The 17,838-nt window shown below is 39.8% G+C and carries 16 protein-coding genes; 4 read left to right on the top strand and 12 right to left on the bottom strand.

The genetic code is table 11. The features are described 5' to 3' along the window. Positions 1 to 287: 287 nt before the first annotated feature. Entirely contained in the window at positions 288 to 776 is a 489-nt protein-coding gene (locus tag VER99_RS04645; RefSeq protein WP_020332823.1) for a hypothetical protein, read from the bottom strand. After that, the gene (locus VER99_RS04640) at positions 773 to 1,582 is read right to left on the bottom strand and encodes a winged helix-turn-helix domain-containing protein (RefSeq protein WP_020332822.1); all 810 of its coding nucleotides are present in this window, start codon (positions 1,580 to 1,582) and stop codon (positions 773 to 775) included. The genes VER99_RS04645 and VER99_RS04640 overlap by 4 nt, the downstream gene beginning before the upstream one ends. Positions 1,583 to 2,128: 546 nt before the next feature. On the opposite strand from VER99_RS04640, the gene VER99_RS04635 reads away from it, so the two are divergent. The 3 genes from VER99_RS04635 to VER99_RS04625 all read left to right on the top strand — a co-directional run bounded on the left by VER99_RS04635 (position 2,129) and on the right by VER99_RS04625 (position 3,893). Then, positions 2,129 to 2,680, top strand: a complete 552-nt coding sequence (locus VER99_RS04635) for an outer membrane protein (protein ID WP_005495317.1) — start codon at positions 2,129 to 2,131, stop codon at positions 2,678 to 2,680. Positions 2,681 to 2,753: 73 nt separating this feature from the next. Next, a complete protein-coding gene (locus tag VER99_RS04630; protein ID WP_020332820.1) occupies positions 2,754 to 2,969 on the top strand; it encodes a hypothetical protein in 216 nt (71 codons plus the stop codon). A gap of 357 nt (positions 2,970 to 3,326) precedes the next feature. Then, on the top strand, positions 3,327 to 3,893 hold the full coding sequence (locus VER99_RS04625; protein ID WP_005495314.1) for a hypothetical protein: 567 nt from the start codon (positions 3,327 to 3,329) through the stop codon (positions 3,891 to 3,893). Between the two features lie 402 nt (positions 3,894 to 4,295). On the opposite strand, the gene VER99_RS04620 is transcribed toward VER99_RS04625, so the two are convergent. The 9 genes from VER99_RS04620 to VER99_RS04580 form a co-directional block, all read right to left on the bottom strand. Then, positions 4,296 to 7,841 carry a YobI family P-loop NTPase gene (locus VER99_RS04620; protein ID WP_236614639.1) on the bottom strand — a complete coding sequence of 1,182 codons (3,546 nt, stop codon included), beginning with the start codon at positions 7,839 to 7,841 and terminating at the stop codon, positions 4,296 to 4,298. A gap of 600 nt (positions 7,842 to 8,441) precedes the next feature. Continuing rightward, positions 8,442 to 9,068 (bottom strand): type I-F CRISPR-associated endoribonuclease Cas6/Csy4, encoded by a 627-nt coding sequence (cas6f, locus tag VER99_RS04615; protein WP_024372705.1) that lies wholly within the window; start codon positions 9,066 to 9,068, stop codon positions 8,442 to 8,444. 10 nt (positions 9,069 to 9,078) lie between these two features. After that, positions 9,079 to 10,116, bottom strand: coding sequence for a type I-F CRISPR-associated protein Csy3 (csy3, locus tag VER99_RS04610; protein ID WP_020332816.1), 1,038 nt, complete (start codon positions 10,114 to 10,116; stop codon positions 9,079 to 9,081). Between the two features lie 13 nt (positions 10,117 to 10,129). Then, positions 10,130 to 12,226, bottom strand: coding sequence for a type I-F CRISPR-associated protein Csy2 (locus VER99_RS04605; RefSeq protein ID WP_020332815.1), 2,097 nt, complete (start codon positions 12,224 to 12,226; stop codon positions 10,130 to 10,132). Between the two features lie 2 nt (positions 12,227 to 12,228). Then, positions 12,229 to 13,440 carry a TniQ family protein gene (locus tag VER99_RS04600; RefSeq protein WP_020332814.1) on the bottom strand — a complete coding sequence of 404 codons (1,212 nt, stop codon included), beginning with the start codon at positions 13,438 to 13,440 and terminating at the stop codon, positions 12,229 to 12,231. A 139-nt stretch (positions 13,441 to 13,579) separates the two neighbouring features. Next, complete coding sequence (locus VER99_RS04595) at positions 13,580 to 14,275, bottom strand: toll/interleukin-1 receptor domain-containing protein (RefSeq protein ID WP_020332813.1); 696 nt, start codon at positions 14,273 to 14,275, stop codon at positions 13,580 to 13,582. 120 nt (positions 14,276 to 14,395) lie between these two features. After that, positions 14,396 to 14,803 carry a PD-(D/E)XK nuclease superfamily protein gene (locus VER99_RS04590; RefSeq protein ID WP_306764218.1) on the bottom strand — a complete coding sequence of 136 codons (408 nt, stop codon included), beginning with the start codon at positions 14,801 to 14,803 and terminating at the stop codon, positions 14,396 to 14,398. A gap of 25 nt (positions 14,804 to 14,828) precedes the next feature. After that, positions 14,829 to 15,071, bottom strand: coding sequence for a hypothetical protein (locus VER99_RS04585; RefSeq protein ID WP_020332809.1), 243 nt, complete (start codon positions 15,069 to 15,071; stop codon positions 14,829 to 14,831). Positions 15,072 to 15,739: 668 nt separating this feature from the next. Then, positions 15,740 to 16,366, bottom strand: coding sequence for a hypothetical protein (locus tag VER99_RS04580; protein WP_020332807.1), 627 nt, complete (start codon positions 16,364 to 16,366; stop codon positions 15,740 to 15,742). A gap of 101 nt (positions 16,367 to 16,467) precedes the next feature. On the opposite strand from VER99_RS04580, the gene VER99_RS04575 reads away from it, so the two are divergent. Next, positions 16,468 to 16,773 (top strand): helix-turn-helix domain-containing protein, encoded by a 306-nt coding sequence (locus VER99_RS04575; RefSeq protein WP_020332806.1) that lies wholly within the window; start codon positions 16,468 to 16,470, stop codon positions 16,771 to 16,773. Here the strand turns inward: VER99_RS04575 and VER99_RS04570 are convergent. Further along, positions 16,770 to 17,837, bottom strand: a complete 1,068-nt coding sequence (locus VER99_RS04570) for a TniB family NTP-binding protein (RefSeq protein WP_024372704.1) — start codon at positions 17,835 to 17,837, stop codon at positions 16,770 to 16,772. The two genes, VER99_RS04575 and VER99_RS04570, sit on opposite strands and share 4 nt — an antisense overlap. Position 17,838 lies beyond the last annotated feature (1 nt).

Here is a 17,838-nt window from a genome sequence, read left to right as displayed (position 1 = left end):
GAATCAGTCGAAACAAGGAATGGGGCATTTTCGTGTTTCATGCCCCGTCGGCACACCTTTGGACAAAAATGTGCCCGAGCATTTGCTAAATTAGCAAGGGATTGATAATTAAAGGCATGAAAAGTCGCTTAGCTTTAGTATAGATGGTGCAACTTTAACGCTGACGGGTTTTGTTTAAATATCATCGAATATACCTCTACGGATCAGTACAGTACGAAATGAGCTAAATCAAGGAATGACAGGAACGCTGGCTCCTATCAATTACTTTAGGTCGCATAAATAATACTCTACTCCATACAACGAGCAATGAGCTTTTCTACATCGTAATAGCAGAAGAAGTTATCAATTAGTATATATTGATACCGACGCGGTTTGTAGATATCAATACCCAAAAATGACTTTTGAATCTGGCTGACAATAGGAGACGTGGATGCTGTGAAGACAACTTTTTTATTAATATGGTCGGTATCTTCAACTTGATTTGTTTTTGATACAATAAGTCCATTTTTCAAGTACATTTCACCATCGATAGAAAACGTACTGTATTGATTTTCTTTATCGACATCCGTTATGGTAATAATAGAAGTGTATTTCATTTCTTTCGCAAGAAAATCAGCATTGGTATTCAGTTCAATTCGATCTTCTCCTTTAGTGATAATCACCTCACTTCTTTTGAAGTAACCGTCAATAGGCGAAGTTTTTTTGTCTAAAGGGAATAAGGTATAGGTGATAGTAGCTACAAAAAAAATCACGTTTAGCCATTTTAAATAATTCATAACTTACACCCCTTCTCATTCAACTCGCTAACAATCTTCTCAATATCGTCACCTGAGAAAGAAACCAATTGATCATTTACCAAACAATCTATTACTACCCGCTCTCCTGACGAGTTGATAAACAAAATATTCTTATTTTCATGTTTCGCTAACTTGAGGTCTTCTTCTATATCTTGAAATCTAAGAAGCATTGATTCTTGACTACTCTTCACACTTTCCAGCAGAGCCAATACTTGGCTATCACCAGTAAAAACCGCAATATAATCATCGTTATTTATTACATTTACCTTGGGAGGTTCTAATCTGGTATGATTGAAGAAGAGTACGATTAGAAGAAGAGCAATGTTTACAAAAAGAAGTGGGTATAATGCAATTTTAGATACAAACAATTTGGTTCTATTAATCTTGGACTCACTGAAAGCATCCAGTAACTCTGGTGAACTATCTTTCGTGATCGTGTCAGTAGACTTTTCTTGATTAGTGTTAATGTCAATAAATTTAATTTTATCAACTTGAACAACATAGCCTTTGTTTTTCTCATTGGATATAACGTCGATTTTGGTATGGTTCTTAAATATTTTTCTTAGATTAGCGATAGAAACCGGAACTGAGTTTTTTGAGACCAGCTTCCCCGGCCATCCAATTGACGCCAACTCATCTCTAGAGAAGAACTTGCCTTTATTGTTCAAAAAATGGCTTAATATGACCGACTCAGCATAAGAACACTTATACCGGGTCTCATCAACGGTAATAAAGTAGCTTCCTCCTTCTTCACCACAACTGACTTTGATATCGTTAACTTCCATTTCTCTCTCTTCTTTCTTCCATTTGATATAGTGATTTAGCTGAAACTCGAATAGCCTCTACAGACCTATACCATAGCCTATCATTAAGCACTAACTAAATTAGATCAATCGATAACATCGAGTCGTTCCAGCTTTGCAACGCCATCAAGAGTCAAGAGAAGATACGCTTGACCATGAGGGCTGCCGTAATAGCAAGATTATTTAAATGTTGTGTTCTACCACGTTTGGCTTGCTTCCACTGAGGCACCACATCTTTATCAATCAAAAGTGTGTGTGAACCACAATCGCATTGTACAGGCTCCAGTAGTGTTTTTGTCGCAAGATTTCAACAACAACGTACTCCATTTATCAATAAAAACGACTTAACTTAACTATCTGTTTTTATTTGGTTTTAATATTATTAATTTTAATAAAGATACATTATCGAGATACCTATTTAGCATTCACTCCATTGAAGGTGATCAATCAGCTTGTTTAAAAATGATTTTTGATTGTGGCTGGGGAGAACCTGCTAAAAATAATTATGAGTTATTAAAGGTAATGATAATGAAAAAACATTTAGTGATTGGTGCTGCTCTCAGCGCAATGAGCCTTGGTGGAGCTTACGCAGGTGAACTTAGCATCGGACTGGCTGGAGAAGGCTTCTCTTATGATCAGCCTAATGCTGGAGATGTTAGTGTTTCTACATCTGGCGTTGTAGTTCATGGTGATGCAAGCCTAGGTGACACAAACTTCGTAATCGGCGCAGAGACTTTCATCTCAATGCAAGGTGATGTCGAATCTGATCAATGGGATGATACTGGTGACGGTGACCTTCGTACGTTCAAAGCTACTATAGGTTATGATTTTAAGTTCTTCCAAGACACGTTCAAAGTCACCCCTGTGATCGGTTACCAACTCGGAAACGGGAAGTTGGATTACGACAGTTATGAGCTCGACGGTTTCGTAGCAGGTATGCGTGCTGATTATGCTATCGACGAACGTTTATCTGTCAACGCTGGCTTTTTGGTTGGCAAGAGCACCATTGACTTTGATGATGCAGACTCATTCGATGCAACATCAGGTAGCTTGTCATTTGGACTTGGCTACAACTTCTAACACCATACTAAATGTCGTTCTACTGTGTGTCATTTAAGAATACTGTTAACTAAACTCCAATAGGAAATTAATAATGAATAAAAGCCTGTTTACAATTATGTTTTCAATCTTATTTGTTAGTCTTACAGGGTGCTCCGCGCTAAAAGAAAAAGCCGCTAATGCTAGCACAGAGCGTGCCGCTAAGTTCTCGAATGAGGAACTGTGTGAACACTTTAAGGAAGACACCAATATTTACTATATGGAAGCAAACAAAGTCGAAGTAAAGAAAAGAGACCTAACCTGTAATTAATCGATAATCTTGCAGCCCTCAGAGTGGGTATCTCTTTTACGACATGAACAGGATTAATAATAACAAGATAAACCGGAAAACAAAAGCTAAAAACGTACTCATGAACCATTATGAAAATTAGTTAAGTTAACGCCCAGTTTAGTCGCGATTAAATCATTACTTTAGACTGGAAGAGGTATTTTTATCAGGAAAATATCACAAGCATTTATTATTTAATTTTCAAATAGTTTGACACTATCAAGTTATTCTTCTAAAGGTTATTAAGACTTGGTAAACATTGACTTAAATCCGGCATATTAATCTTATTTTAATAGGTTATTTTCTTAAGTCTAACTAATTGACAAAGGTATAAATAATATGAAAAAATTAATTCTCGCAGCGGCAGTTTCAGGTGTATTGGTAGGTTGCGGTTCAGATGATGTAGAGAAAGCTCTTTCCACAGAATTATCTAGTTTCGAAGCTAGAAATGCCGCAGAGGACATTTTAGAGGCAACCAGTTTACTGGTTAAAGATATTTTAGCTAAATGTAACATTACAGCAAGTACAGACACATGTAGTCAAAGCTATGATCCTGATGCACTCGATGACTTTGATGGTAATGAAGCAGGCTTAGAAATCACGACTAGCAACAGTGTCATAATGTTAACCTCAAATGATTCAGGTAAGTATTTTGAATATTCGCCATTTTTAGAAAAGTTGCGTATTTCATATTCAAGTGAGGGTGACTTAGATCACTACCTTAAAATAGATATTAGTAATTATCCTTCGATTAAAGTGGACTTCGACGCTCACAATATTAATGATGATGGCAATTTTGGCTCTTCAGCAGAAACGTTAGATTATGACTTTAATGGTACAAATCAACTTAGTGGGAAAATCAGCGTGTCTAAAGATGACTTTACTTGCTCGGATAACGACTGTTAGGTAATTTTTGCACGGGAGGTTACGATTAACCTCCCTAAAACTTATTTATATCCCTACCCACACTCTCTCTACAATCCGAAGTAGATAACACCATGACTAAGTAATTCTAATGAGTTGTAAAGCATCTGGTAAAGATTGTTTGCTCATTGTCAACCCATTTTGGGGCAGTTCTGCGTTACGATGATCTACCCCGTCAGCAAGCCGTTGGACAAAAGCGTGTTACGTTCTTCGGAACACTTCTACTATTCGGATTACTCCTAGTATTGTAATCATACGCCACCCTACACGTAGCAGGCCAAATTTTTGTATTTATGATTAGTAATGTGTGCAATACCAAAAATACAAAGTTAAGAGTGCTAGCTAGTAAGGTGATACTCCCAAAAACAATCAAGCATTATCTTCTCAAGATCTATAGAGGTTCACCTTTATTTCTTTAAATATATCGCTAATTTTCCAAGAGGAAATTATTTCCCTAGAATCGAGCCAGGAGACCAGTGCCTGATTCTCAGGTGCCTCTTTTAGTCTTGGCGTATGGTAACCACGGGTTATTTCGGAATATGGCTTCGGTAGATTCACCAATACATCACGTACTTCATCGTTACTCAAATGAGAGTGATATTTATTGAAGAGTGAAATTTGCGTTGCTATTGGAGAGGAGTTCTTTATCAGAGCACTAGTTATATCTCCGTCAATGTTTGGTAGATTTGCATCTGAATTGACGATGATTGAACCAACAAGTGCAGAACGCTCTGGAAGATCAACTAACGAATGTAAATCCATCAGTTCGACGACTTTTATCTTGTTTTTCTGCGAAATATCCGACTCAAGCAGTTCTTCCAAGAAATCATCTTCTAATGAAAAGTCTTCTGGCCCAGCCAGAAATGTATCGATATTATTTGCCGCAAACAATACTTGCAACTCTCTTTCGTTGAGCGCGTTTAGACTATCAGTACAAAATTCGATTTTCGCTTCCTGAATTAATATTATAAGCTTTGTTGGTTCAATCCCTTCTGGAAAATGTGTAAATGACTTGGGTAAAGCTCGCACATATTCTTTGTAGCTAATATCAGAAAGAGAATTCGCGTTAAGAAGAAAAGAACGTATAGACTTCGAATCACTATCACTGGGGACCGCTTGTTTCAGGATAACCGATCTAACGACGTCTCGATCGAGATACTCAACCAAGCTTTGTGCTTCAAAACCTTCACTTGCCATAAAGAAAAGGCAATTTTCCCAGTTTGGCACAATCATAGTTAAACTGAAGAGCATAGAATGTAATCTATCGGGTACATCTTCTAACGTCGGTAATTGTTGCGTCTGTTGCTCAAGAAACTCTTGGATCGTATTGAGGTCAATCTCTTCACGGCGAACTACGTCCAAAATAGCGGATGTTTCTTCTTCAGTATTAGTTTGGATAGCCAAAAGAATATTGCGTAAGTAATTGCCAAAATTACTCTCAATTCGATCTATCAAGACAGTACTGTTCGTCGCACGTATTGCCGTGAAGTTCCTTGTATGCAATGGGGTGATATCTTCCTCTCCCAATATCGCTTGATAAGCGAACTCTATGTTCGCTAACGTAAGGTCAAAAAGCCCCTCTTCAAACATTGAGTTCACAATGTCAAAGTGGTCTTTGATTGCTTCGAAGTCTTTAACGTCAAAATTGAGGCAAACGAGCCGCTCTGGATCAAGCTCAGGCGAACTAATCAGAATATCGGAGAGATTCTCTGATACAAAAACGGGGAATTCTTCAAAATCTCTTGAAATGGATTTAAGTGAACGTTCAGTTAATCCTCCAATCAGCTGAACAACATGTACAAGGCTATTTGGGCTAGAAAGTACAGTCAGTACAAAATCACTCCAGACATTAGCTAACTGTTGGAGAAATTTTGGGACATAACTCCCGCTGCTGTAATAAGCCATAAAGAAGTCTTCACAGTTGGAAAACTCTTCCATAATGTACCCTAAAAGCCTCTCTAATTGACTTTGGTAACGGTGTTGAACACTCAACAGAGCGTCAACAAGCGAGATGTTTAAAGCATAACTTTGTCCAAAGTCCTCATCTCTCATCGCCGCAATAACTTCGTTTGGATTATCAATAGGAAAATCTGGCTCTGGCGTAATAAATGCACGTATTTTAATGAGAAATTTATTGTCGTTGGGAGACAATCGACCAGAATGAAAAAGTGAGGTGTATTGGTAATAGGTATCGTCCAGATAACCTTCTAACAGCAGAAACCGAGCAAGCTCTCCATTCTGACCAAACTCCTCGAAAAACTCCCGTAGATGGTCGCCATGCAATCGTAATTGTTCATGGAATTTCGCAGTTCTAAGCCCTGCAACCTTTGGTCTAAGATCTCGTATTGCTAGTAGAGTTTTGGTTTTATTTTCCTCTGCCTTATGTTCTATCTCCTCTTTGCGTTGAAGATAAGTTTTGTGCTGGTCTACATTATCTTGGAGTGCAGAAACATCCAAGCGACTATTTTGACGATGAATGTTTCGAGAATAGATATATCGAGCCTCGATCAGCTCTTCAAACTTTTCAAAGCCTGTCAACTGGGCAGTAGCCACTTGATTATTTTGCTCGATACCCACGCTAATAGTGTATGGTGGCAGCATCTCAATTAGAGCCATCGCATATATTTGACGCAACTCTTTTAAGTCAGCAGGAGTTTGACGTTCAGCGATATCAAGTTGCTTTTCGAGTGAAGTAATTTCAGCTCTAAATTTTTTTTCTCCGTGACTTATTAACTCATCTTGGAAATTCAATATTGCGGCGAGGGTCCCTTCGCCTCGGTGTAATTTTTCGAAATCCCGTGGATAAACATTTTTGTAGATCAAAACGGCAAGGAGTTTATTGGCGTCGAGCAAGTATTCTCCATCTGTTTTCAAATTATCCACATAAATGCTGTATTCATTAAAGATGTTTTGAATCAACCGTAGATCGTTTAAATAACGTGATACCTCTCTAAGAAACTGACGATCAAGGCCTTCGTTAAGCGCAAGTCTCGCTCCAATCTTCAAGACCATGTCAATTGAGTTCGATGAGTTGATGATCGGAATAACTGGAATGATAAATTCGAAAAACTTGGTTCGCTCTGTGTTCGCAAATATGTCATCGCGTAGTGCATATAGGAATCGAATATGACGTTTTACGCCTGAATTTGCGTTAACAAGACCGTTAATTTCACGCAACGTAACGAAAATATCTGTGTTGTCGAATCGGTCTAGATCCTCAATGATTACAAGATCGTAACTAGTTTCCTGGAAAAAGTAGATTATCTCGTCTAAATGACGATTCAGTATTGAGGATTCATCATCACACGCGGGCTTAATTTCTACATTTTTTAGCGAAATCCCCTTGAGCGACAAACCAAAGCTCGCGACATAGAAGTGATGCAGTATCCGCCAGAGGAATGCTGTAGCAAACACAAAGAAACCTAAATTGACAGAGTTTTCCAACGCAATAGGTTTGAAATAAGTACCGCTGATGACTCCCTCCCGCTGCTGAAACACATACCAAAGCGCGAACATCCCCAACAAAATGTACAGTGACTTAAAGATCGACCCAACACCAGGCGACTGAATTCTCTTAAAGCGAGATAACGGGAGTTTGTTTGCATCCGCACCGTAAAGCATCTGCTGTAAAATACTCCTCTCGATCTCCTGACGATCCACCGTTTCTACCTTCGTTTCAGCTTCGGTAATGAAAGTCGCGAGAGAAATATGAAGAACTGGCCGTCGATACGTCTTCAGAAAAGATTGAATAATGCTGCTCTTTCCTGAGCCATAAGGGCCCGTCAGGGCTATATTTGAGATTTTAGAATTATTCGTTGCAAATCGTAACGCTTCTGAGTAGGTGCCTGTTTTATCCGCGTCATCTGTCGGAGCTAGATCTACGAACTTCGATTGCATATCGCTGGCGTTTTTTTGTTCCAACCAAGACACCGTTTTATCAAGCCCCTTGATGAGCCAACGTACAAATGAGGTAATTATTTTATTCATATATGTATAGTTATTAGATTTAAATGAATTGGGAGACACAATGACGGTACATGTATTTAGCTCTCTATATTATGAATCTCTGCTAAATCAAAGGACTTAATCCAATCAACATCATAATGCAATCAGTACGATACTGAATCATTAGGGAAATTTGGTCAAATGCTGATGGTTAAAAATGGGATTATTAGAAACTCTAAATTAAAAAGGGGCATTTATGTGTTACACATCCCGTCAACTCATTTCGGGAAAATTATGTTTCAGATACTACAAAAAACAAACCCACCAAGTATTTACTTAGTGGGTTTAATAAAAACTGCTTGTTCAGCAGGTAGGTTGTTTTCTTCCAGACCTATTCTTAGCTGCCTATGCGGCAGATCACAAAGAAATTGAGCAACATAAGAAACTTAGCCTTTTCTTGACTGCCTATGCGGCAGATACCTGTTAAGCATAGCCCATAGGCTTCTGATTTATTGACTAAGCCAAGTGACTCTTTGAAATTCCCCTTTTTACATCACGTCTTGTAACCTACTGCTTTATAGTTAATTACATTGATTCTTCAAAAAAGGGGTAAATACTAAGGTCTGGGACTGTCCCTCTTTTCTCTTGATTCGTTGCGAGTCCGTAACTATTGAAATTAGCCTGTTCTCTTGATTCAACAAACTCTTTTTGAATATGTAATAGGTATTCCTGACCTGATGAAGCACTTGAAATTGGAACTCGGTGAAAATGATCCACTACTCGCTCTTCTTTAGCGATTGGGGTGTGTTCTGTAGCAGACAAGTCCGCTCTCAACATGCTACGTTTCATCCGTCGTTGTTTAGACGCGATAAAACTCTTTCCGACAATCTGATTACGCACAAACCGTACTTCAGGAGTATTTACCGGAACCTCACACACTCTCGATAGTTCAAATCCCCCCTCTTTCACCATCATTGAAAAATAAGACTGAAAAGAGAGTCCTAACAGCACCTCTTTATCATCCATAACAAATGCAATAGTGTCCCCAATATTCGTCGCATTCCAGCGAGGAAAACAAACTCCCACTTTGTTCTTCGCCAGAGGGTTATTAACAATAAACATATGCATTTGTTGGATACAGCGACCCGCCAATAATCCGAAGTCTGCATGTAGAGGAACGTAACGTATCGAGAAGTAGTATCGTTTACTTATCATGCGTACCTCACTTAGCAGTACTCTTAGAACTATTAAACAACCCACCCTTAATGAGTACCGACATAATAAAATGAACATCATTAGGTATACTTTTCGATTTCTCCATTTCCTCTGTCCATGCTTCGGTACGACGAATCAACTGATAGAAATCGTTCCCTGATTGAGTATGACGCCTGGCAATGACATATTCTCGGTCAGCCCCATATTCATTAACTCTTAACGGTTTATCTGCTTTTTCATGCCACCAATCGTCAATCGACTGCAAAGCTGCACCAATTTTCTGAGCATGAAAGGCGGCAGTTTCTCGGCCATCGGCTAGTCGAACTTTAGCTAATTGTTTGGTCGGGACACCTTCTTGTTTATCATCTAAGAACTCCTGACTAGGGTGCACTTCATCTCCCCGCCCCACAGCCAGTAAGGCCTTCACATCCATATAGAAATATTGTGCACTATCAGACAATGCCCTAGACAAATAACTTGTTAACCTTTCTAAGCTCTCAGTCGATTGTTCATCCCAATGACCATACCAAGATAGCCTTGTAGCATCGCTGATGAGAATAATTTCGCCATCACTTGTTGTCACTTCAATAGCAACACCGCGGCACTCTCTATTTCGCCATAACCAAGTACCCAATAAAATATTTTTTGCATATCGATAGGCAAGCTCTTGGTAACCGTTTAGATCTTTATAAGTAGCGGCAAGTAAAGCGAGTTGTTCACGAACCGAATCATCATTGCAAACTTCAGGGTGCAACGAGTTAGCTTTAACACGAAGCGAAAACTCACAGACTATTTCATCAGTACTTGGGGGAACATAGCACTCCTCGATAAACTGAGGATTTGCATAGGCCAGGTCTTGAGGCGCTACATTCTTTTGATGGAACTGACTCCCTCTATACGCCTCTGAATAACCTCCCTTTGGGGCCCTCAAACGAGTTTTGTCGATAGACAAAGGACACATATCGCCACTTGGCGTTAGATAGTAAAAACACGCCTTACCCGCAGAAAGAGACCTGACATAATTCAGTTGGCTACACAGTTCCATAAGCAACTCATTCCTATAATTTTTTAATAAGGATAGTTGTAGGACTGCATTCTAGCGACCAAAAAGCCTGCTCAAAAAAGGGAGCTCTTCCAGAAAAACGCATTTCTATTGGGTTCACCTGGTTCGCGACGCTTAAGGTATTTTCGACATAAGCGTGCAGATCAGTAAGGGAGTTCTTTCGCTGCGTAGGCACTTCCAACAGGTGATAGCCATTAGAAACTGGAAGGTAGTTTTCATTCTCTAATAACATCAATTCAAGTTCATCAAAGCTTTCTGGTTGCCTCTCACTTGGGTACAACCAGCTTCCATAGGCAGGTAAACCTTTCAAAATATGAAGCAAACTAGAACGGCTACAGAAAGTTCTTAACCAGTCAATTTTGGAAGAAATACGAGGTTGAAACACAGAACCTCCAGCAAACGATACTGGCAGTGCATTTTTAAGTTCTGAAGAACAATCTGATAACCGGCCTCTACTTTGGACACGAATGACTAAATCAATCTCTAAATCAGCCAGCCTATCGCCCCGAATTGTGGAACGTTTTGCATTTGAAAGGGTTCTCGCTTTCGCTAACGAGCAGGGCTCAGTCAACTTGGCGGTAGCAATAATGTTTTGGCTACGTACATAAAATGCAAACCCCGTGAAATCATAAAATGCGTCGCCGTTAGTCAGCGTATTAAAGTCTCGTTGATATTGGTGAACAAACCCCCAAATTGCGGTCAATGAGGGGACGCCACATAAATAAGGGCTACTTACTGCGAGCGCATCTTGTACCCGTAGTGAAGACAGATAGATATACTGTTCCTCTGCACCACAACCGCCCTCTTGTTGTTGAGGCTTACTCAGCACATCTAGAATCCAAACAATCTGAGCCTTTATCAGTTGCATCAGCCTAGGGTGATAAGCAAATTTTCGAGTAAACTTATTGCCTTGCATTACCAAATGTAATTTTTGATTAAGTGATGTTGCCAGCGAAGACAATTCACGTTCAGGTAAAAACAAAAAATCGTGAATCAACTGATCACCATGCATGGTTCGCTCTCGCTCATCATTCACCATACGATCACGTAATTCAATTAAGGGCAGCATCCACAAAGCTATCTGCTTTCTTAATATCTTGCTTTGGTCTTTTCGCGCCTTCACTCTTTGTTTGTGTGTTTTAAGTGGCTCCGCCCCAACCAACCGATTTAGGATTTCACAAATTCTAATGTTCGTAATTTGGTAATCATCAAAATACCGACCATTCCTTTGCCTACTAGCGCCCAATGTCTGCTCAGATGATGCTCTGTTCACTTTAGGGCTGATATCCAATGGATAATTCAGCACTTTCATATAACCGCCTACACTGCCACACAAATTACCAATGCTCGCTGAGTTGGGTAACAACATAGTCACAAACTTCAGATGACTATCTTCAGATCGCTGACGATGCTCTAACTCACTTTGCATTGCATGGCTAACGACAGGAGTAACCGATAAGTAGTCACCATTCCAAGGGAATCGTAACTGTTTAGAGTAGGTGTTTACTTCAGTTGGAAATGTTGTCGATGAAAGCTGTAATTCTATTTCTTCGCTAATAAGATTAAGTGATTTAACACTCAGCCCAAATTCTTGTAGCAAGTCTAGCCAAACCGGATTTTGCTGCTGAATTAATGAAACAATACTGACGGTTCGCGACTGCCAACAAAAAGAACTCAGTAACCAAATGGTGTGTCTATAAGAAGCTGCATTATGCGCCCAGCCTAAACTCGGCGGTAACCCAGAACTTGAAATAAAGGCACCCTCTGCCGGAAGAGGTTCAGCAATAATTCGCTGTGCGCTTACACGGCAATCTGGATACTTCAAATTATGGGTATGAAACCATTTTATCTCCGCGAGTGATAAGTCTACGTTGGCTTCCTGAGACAGATAGCTTTTCGCTCTATCAATATCAAGCCAATCGGTGCACTTAGACCCTTTGTGGTGTGAACTCAAATTAATTAATACCGTTAACGCCTCTCTTTCATGGCCATCGATGTCAATGTTTTGCGAGTAAGGCATGAAAACCTTTTTCAAAGTCGCCTGCTTTACCTCGTCTTTTTCTATTGCTAATACATCGCCGAGTTTTATCATTTTCACCACTCCGGAAGATAAACACTTAAACCATCGTTTTCTGAGCACATTCTCGCTAACTTAGTCTCAACGACACTTCTCAAGGTGAATACTGATTCATGACTGGCAATTTTTACGTGCATTTGGGGTCGAACGGCCGCTTTGATTTCTCCGTATTCATACAAACGGTAGATTTCATCCGTCGTGCACGAAAGTAACGTCGAAGCTTCTAGTGGGCTCAATAGAATATCTGCGATGTTTCCTTTTACTGATGAAGGATGATCAGCAACTAGCCGATTGAAATAACGTAGCAATTCGGCAAGTACAATATTCTTACTCAACTGGCGACTTGGGAGATAACGACACTCTTTCAATAATGTTCCAAATATTTCAGAGAAAAACGTCTGTTTCCATTCCTTGATTCGAACCAATTCTGCTTTTTTGGCGAGCATATCCAAGTCTTGATGCAGTCTTTTGGGCCATATTGCGCAATATTGCACAAACTCATCAAGACTAAAGTCTTCCAATCTACCGTAGCGATTCACATACCAAAGCAACAAGCCATAACGCTCTGAAATGCTCATCGCTTTGCCCATGGGCCCAACCACGTCTAAATGGTCCCCTGTCAGCCAACGAGCAACTATTTGAGCAGATTTTGACGCTGGCTTAGGCAATGCTTCTGGCAAGTGAAAACCACATTCGCACTGAGTAATACTCTCGATTGACTGGTACTCAAGTAAAGCGTAACACTCAGGGCATCGATGAATGAGCTCGCAACCATGCTTCTCGCAAACTTGATGAGGTATCAAGTGCCAATGCTGGCGAATATACGAGGCTTCAGATAGACAAGAAGGACAAACTGGCGTGAAACGTTTACGAAGAAAAGCATAGGGGTAATCAACACCCAAACGATGTACTGCTTTGAAATCAGGAGAGAATTGAGATTTAGAATGAGTGAGTGTAAGGCGAAGCACACCAAAATTACTGAGCTTTAGCTGATTTTCAAGGTAAATGAAAACGCGCACCCGCATTTGGCTTGTCGTTTGTGCGTGGTAAACGTTGACTCGATTGAGCTCTAGTGGGAACGCACCTAACAATCCTGAACTATCATCAAGTGTTTGATACCAAAGTTCTTCCGCGAAGTGAGCGAATCGTTCGTAGCCTTGCTCTTGTGATAGCCGCAACAAAAAGCTTTCGAGTGATTCGTCTCGGTATAATTGGATATTTGAGTTCACATGCCACCACTAAAACTTAGAATAACTAAGTTTTAGTTTGGTATAAGTTTGTGATATTGCCAGTATTGAGGAGCTGAACACGTTATAACTTACAGAAAAGGCGACAAAAGTCGCCAATTAAAAACGCATCGATAAAAAGCTAAATATCAACTAACTCTGCGATCTTTTCAGCAATTTCAGCCATTGTGTCTTCTGAAGTGTCCAAGCCTGACCTAGATGCAAGTAAAGGACTTACATTGCGAAGAGCTTCATATGTCGTATTGTGTACAATAGGGATGAGTTGATTACCTGCTAATAGAGCTGAAAGCTCTTTATCAGCAACACTCTCTTTCGGTAGACGCTCCAACATTGCAGGGGTAACCAACACAAGCCCAACTTTGGAATTTGCTAAACCTTTATCAATGGCGCGCATCATTGGTACACCTAGTCCTAAATCTTTCTCACTAAACCAAACTTTAACACCTGCGGTTTCAAGTAAATCATGCAGTTCTTTGGCTGACTCTTTACGATCTGCCCATGCATGACATAAAAATGCATCACGAAGATCCGGCTGCGCGGCGGCTCGAACTTCAACGGCTTCCCTTATTGGTGTAAGTGATAGAATTTGAGATGAAGTATACGATACAGTCGAGCTAGGTTTAGACCAACGAGGTCTTGAACTTCTGGAAGCGCTACCACTGTTTCTTGGGTAGCTACTCGTACTGCTATACGATGGATAGGGTGAGCTGTAGCCGCTATAGTTACTATATCCACGACTTTTATAACGGCATGCAGGACAGTTTGCAGCCGCTGCTGCTGAACTGTGTCCTCTCACTGGTGCTGTGCATCTTGACATAATATTTGTCCCTTAATTAAATAAATAGTCTTACCGCGATGCGGCGCAAAAATGCTTTAGAACAATCTGTCAGATCAGGTTTATTCGGATACTGACAGATTGATTTGTAGATATTTCTATTTATGCAGCTTTGTTGTCAAAACAACTTTCAAGATAACTCTCTAAGCTATTTATATCTAAAGCATGCAACTTAGGGGCATCATCTTTATGCTCATTAAGGAAACGCACAGCCCTATTCTGTTTCAATAGCTCACCACCACCACAAACAACAATATAATGGTTGTGTGATGTGCGGGCGGCATCAAAAGGGATATAAGCAAGTTTTTCAATAGCAGTTCCGGTAACCTCTTGGAACCTTGCCATAACTTGAATAGTGCCTTTAGGTGTGTGAAGAAGGAAGTTAGCGTAATCGCTCTTTTCCGAAAAAATGCTTGGATACTTTACATTTCGTTGGTAAGTGAATGGCTTTTCAGATTGATTTTCTTCAAAGCCTAAGCCTTCAATAATACGTTGCGTATCTTTCAACAAATCGGTTCTACACATAGTGTTACCCTCATCTCTTTTTATTGGACTGTGAAAGAACTGAACCAGCAAGCGTTTTAGTGTCTTCACTGTATTTACTGCTTTTCAGAACTTTTGAGGCTTTTTCTTCGAGGTCGGCACCAGTCTGTTTATTTGTTGAGGACTGAGCTAATACTGACCCTGCAAGAGTTTTAGCCGTTTCAGATGCAGATGGATCCTGCAACGTTGTTGCCGCTAAAGAGGCAACCTGTTTCGAAGATTTCTTAGTGTTCATATCTCTATTTCCTGTGTCACACTGTAAAAATTCTCAGGTTGCGGAGGTGCCTAACTATGTATACTCTTCTAAGACCGCTCAAAAAAGTCGTATACTAATTAGTTTACTCCTAAACCTATTTTATACTCTTTCCCCTAATCTAAGCCTTAGCTTGGCTTAGGGGTTTTTACTTAAATCTTATCAATCAACATTCCCTCCATTGTGTATAAAGTTACTCACAACCAGAATACTATATATTGTGTTTCGGTTGTAAGCCCGTTCAAGATAGTGCTATTGATCTTTTTGATCAAGTTACAGTTCTAGGATGACTTGTGGATAACTACTCAAAAGAAAAAAATCAGTGAGTAAATACTAACCGATGAGGAAAGGGCAGACTTGAATAAGTAAAATCACAAGTATTGAGATCGGCTTATAAATAACCGCACGGAAAAATATTTTCCTTGATCTTACATGAAATATTTGAGTCAATCCTTGATGGAAATTAATATGAGTAACATCACAAATTAAGTGTAAAGACTGAAAGTAAACAACCTTTTATTTCAGTTATCAAAATAAAAGACACCTTTAAAAACTGCCTGTTCTTCAACATCCACTGCACTTTCACTTCTTCACAGTACACAAAATCATGCTGTAAATCGCAACCATGTTACTTGCCCGTATGAGTGCTTCTATTCTGTTTTCGGTCGAGTAGCAGATAAAGGGAACCAAGAACAAACTGAACCAGCGTCTTCTCGATACTTCAGAGTGCTAACTTTTTTGCATGTAGAAGCCTCAGTCCTCGTAGCATGTATACAGTTAGTCAACGCGTTGATTTTACCTAGTAGTTTGGCAGTTCTATCTTTAGTAGCATCAAACATGGGCTTTAATATCACTGTGTTGCTAGGAAAACGTACTAACAATGATTGATATTCTTCGAGCTCACTTAAGACAATTGATAGCTCCCCCTCATATTGTGTTTTCTCTTGGTTAAGCACACCAATCGTATTTTCTATCTCTTCGCTGCGCGCTGATATTGGTTTTTCCTTACTGCTTTTTCTTGGTTCAAAAGACTGAGAGTGAAATTTCTTTGTCAACAAATAGCGTTTATCTCTCCTAGAGCCCGTGGAAGCCAACCACCCCTTCCTCTCAAATGAAAGAAGTTGTCTGTATACGTACTTACGAGCTTGCTCTTTATCTTCAAAAATCTGAGCACATTCCATCAATGCATCTCTTATCTCTACGACTGAAAAATTATCCATCTCTCTTTCAATCAATAAGTTAAACATATAAGGATTCATTTTGAGTACTTTCTTCATTAGCCTATTCAAACCAGTAAAAACTTAGGATTGCTAAGTATACAAAAATCAGTAAAACTTAGACAATCTAAGTTATCGATAGGTTTGTTAGAAATGAGTAAGTGCAAAACCACAACCCAATCCCAGAGAGGCTCAAAGCTGCACGTAAAAAAGCCAAGATCACCCAAAAAGATCTAGGGGTGAAAATTGGTATGGAGCCGAGTTCTGCTAGTGGTCGAATGAACCACTACGAAAAAGGAAGACATGTGCCGGATATCGGTACTCTACGTCGTATGGCTGAAGAGTTAGATGTACCACTCAACTATTTCTTTTGTGAAAATGAGTTGAGTGCGGAGCTTGCGTGTGTAATTGAAAAGATGAGTGATGAAGATAAGGCGGCCCTGCTTGCGTCTTTAGTTCGAGACTAAACCTTCATACCTCCTTTGCTTAACAACATACTTAAGGGGAAATCGTCTGTAAAACGTGGAGCTAAGATCCTATCTTCTATTGAAATAGCTTTTGTGTTGTAAAATGAATTGGTATCAATTTGGCTCAGTTTGATCTCACTAAGAGAGCAAATAAAAGGGTTCGCCATGTGCGGAAACTTAAAGGCAAAAGTACGAGACAAAGTTTCTTTGTCAATCGTATCTGTACTGTCTTTAAAGCTCATAATCATTGCATCTGACAGAAAGTGTTTCAGTCTCCGGCACTCGCCTCGGCACATTACAAACAACGGATATAGGATGTCATTATTAGTAAGCTTCGGAGGGTTGTCATATCCCATTCTAGATGCTAACCCAGCGACAAATTTAGCAAAATGTTTCTTTTGGGCGACATCGATTTCATATGATTGAGCGGTATTTCTTTCATCGACTTTACTCTTGAACAGCTTAAAATAGTTGAGATTTCTTCTCCAACTCAATCGTGAATCCCATTGCGGCTCTTGTGCTAATACACTCGCATAAGGCATACCGACTAACACAAACGAAACCCTTGCCTCTTCACTTATATATTTAAATGTATTGGCAATAACTTGCCTTTCTTGAGCCGTTGAAAACTCGACCAGCTCTTGCACTTCGTTAACAATTATAAGCTCTACCAATTTACGCTTTAGTTGCGCCACAACCGCTTCCGCTAAAGCAATTTCATTGCGCCGCCGTACACCTCTTCCACCGGATTTTACATCTAAATCGACCAAGAACTGAGTCAACGTATTTTGCTCATTTACTCGGCTAGGAATTCGAGTGCTCAGTATGGTTTGCTGAGACCAACTATTCGCACTGACTTCAAAACGACTAAGATAATTATCGATCAACGCTGTCTTACCACTTCCAGCTTCGCCCGTAAGGAGAAACGACTCCGGCTCTCCACCTAATGATTGATTAAAACGAAGCTGGTCAAAGATTGAGTAGATCTCAGTGATTTCGGGATACTCAATAAAACAGTTCTCATAAGCAGCTAATTGTGCCCTTTGATCTGGAGTAATATTCACT

Source organism: Vibrio natriegens NBRC 15636 = ATCC 14048 = DSM 759, from assembly GCF_035621455.1.
GTDB lineage: Bacteria > Pseudomonadota > Gammaproteobacteria > Enterobacterales > Vibrionaceae > Vibrio > Vibrio natriegens.
This window is presented reverse-complemented; position numbering and strand designations above follow the sequence as displayed.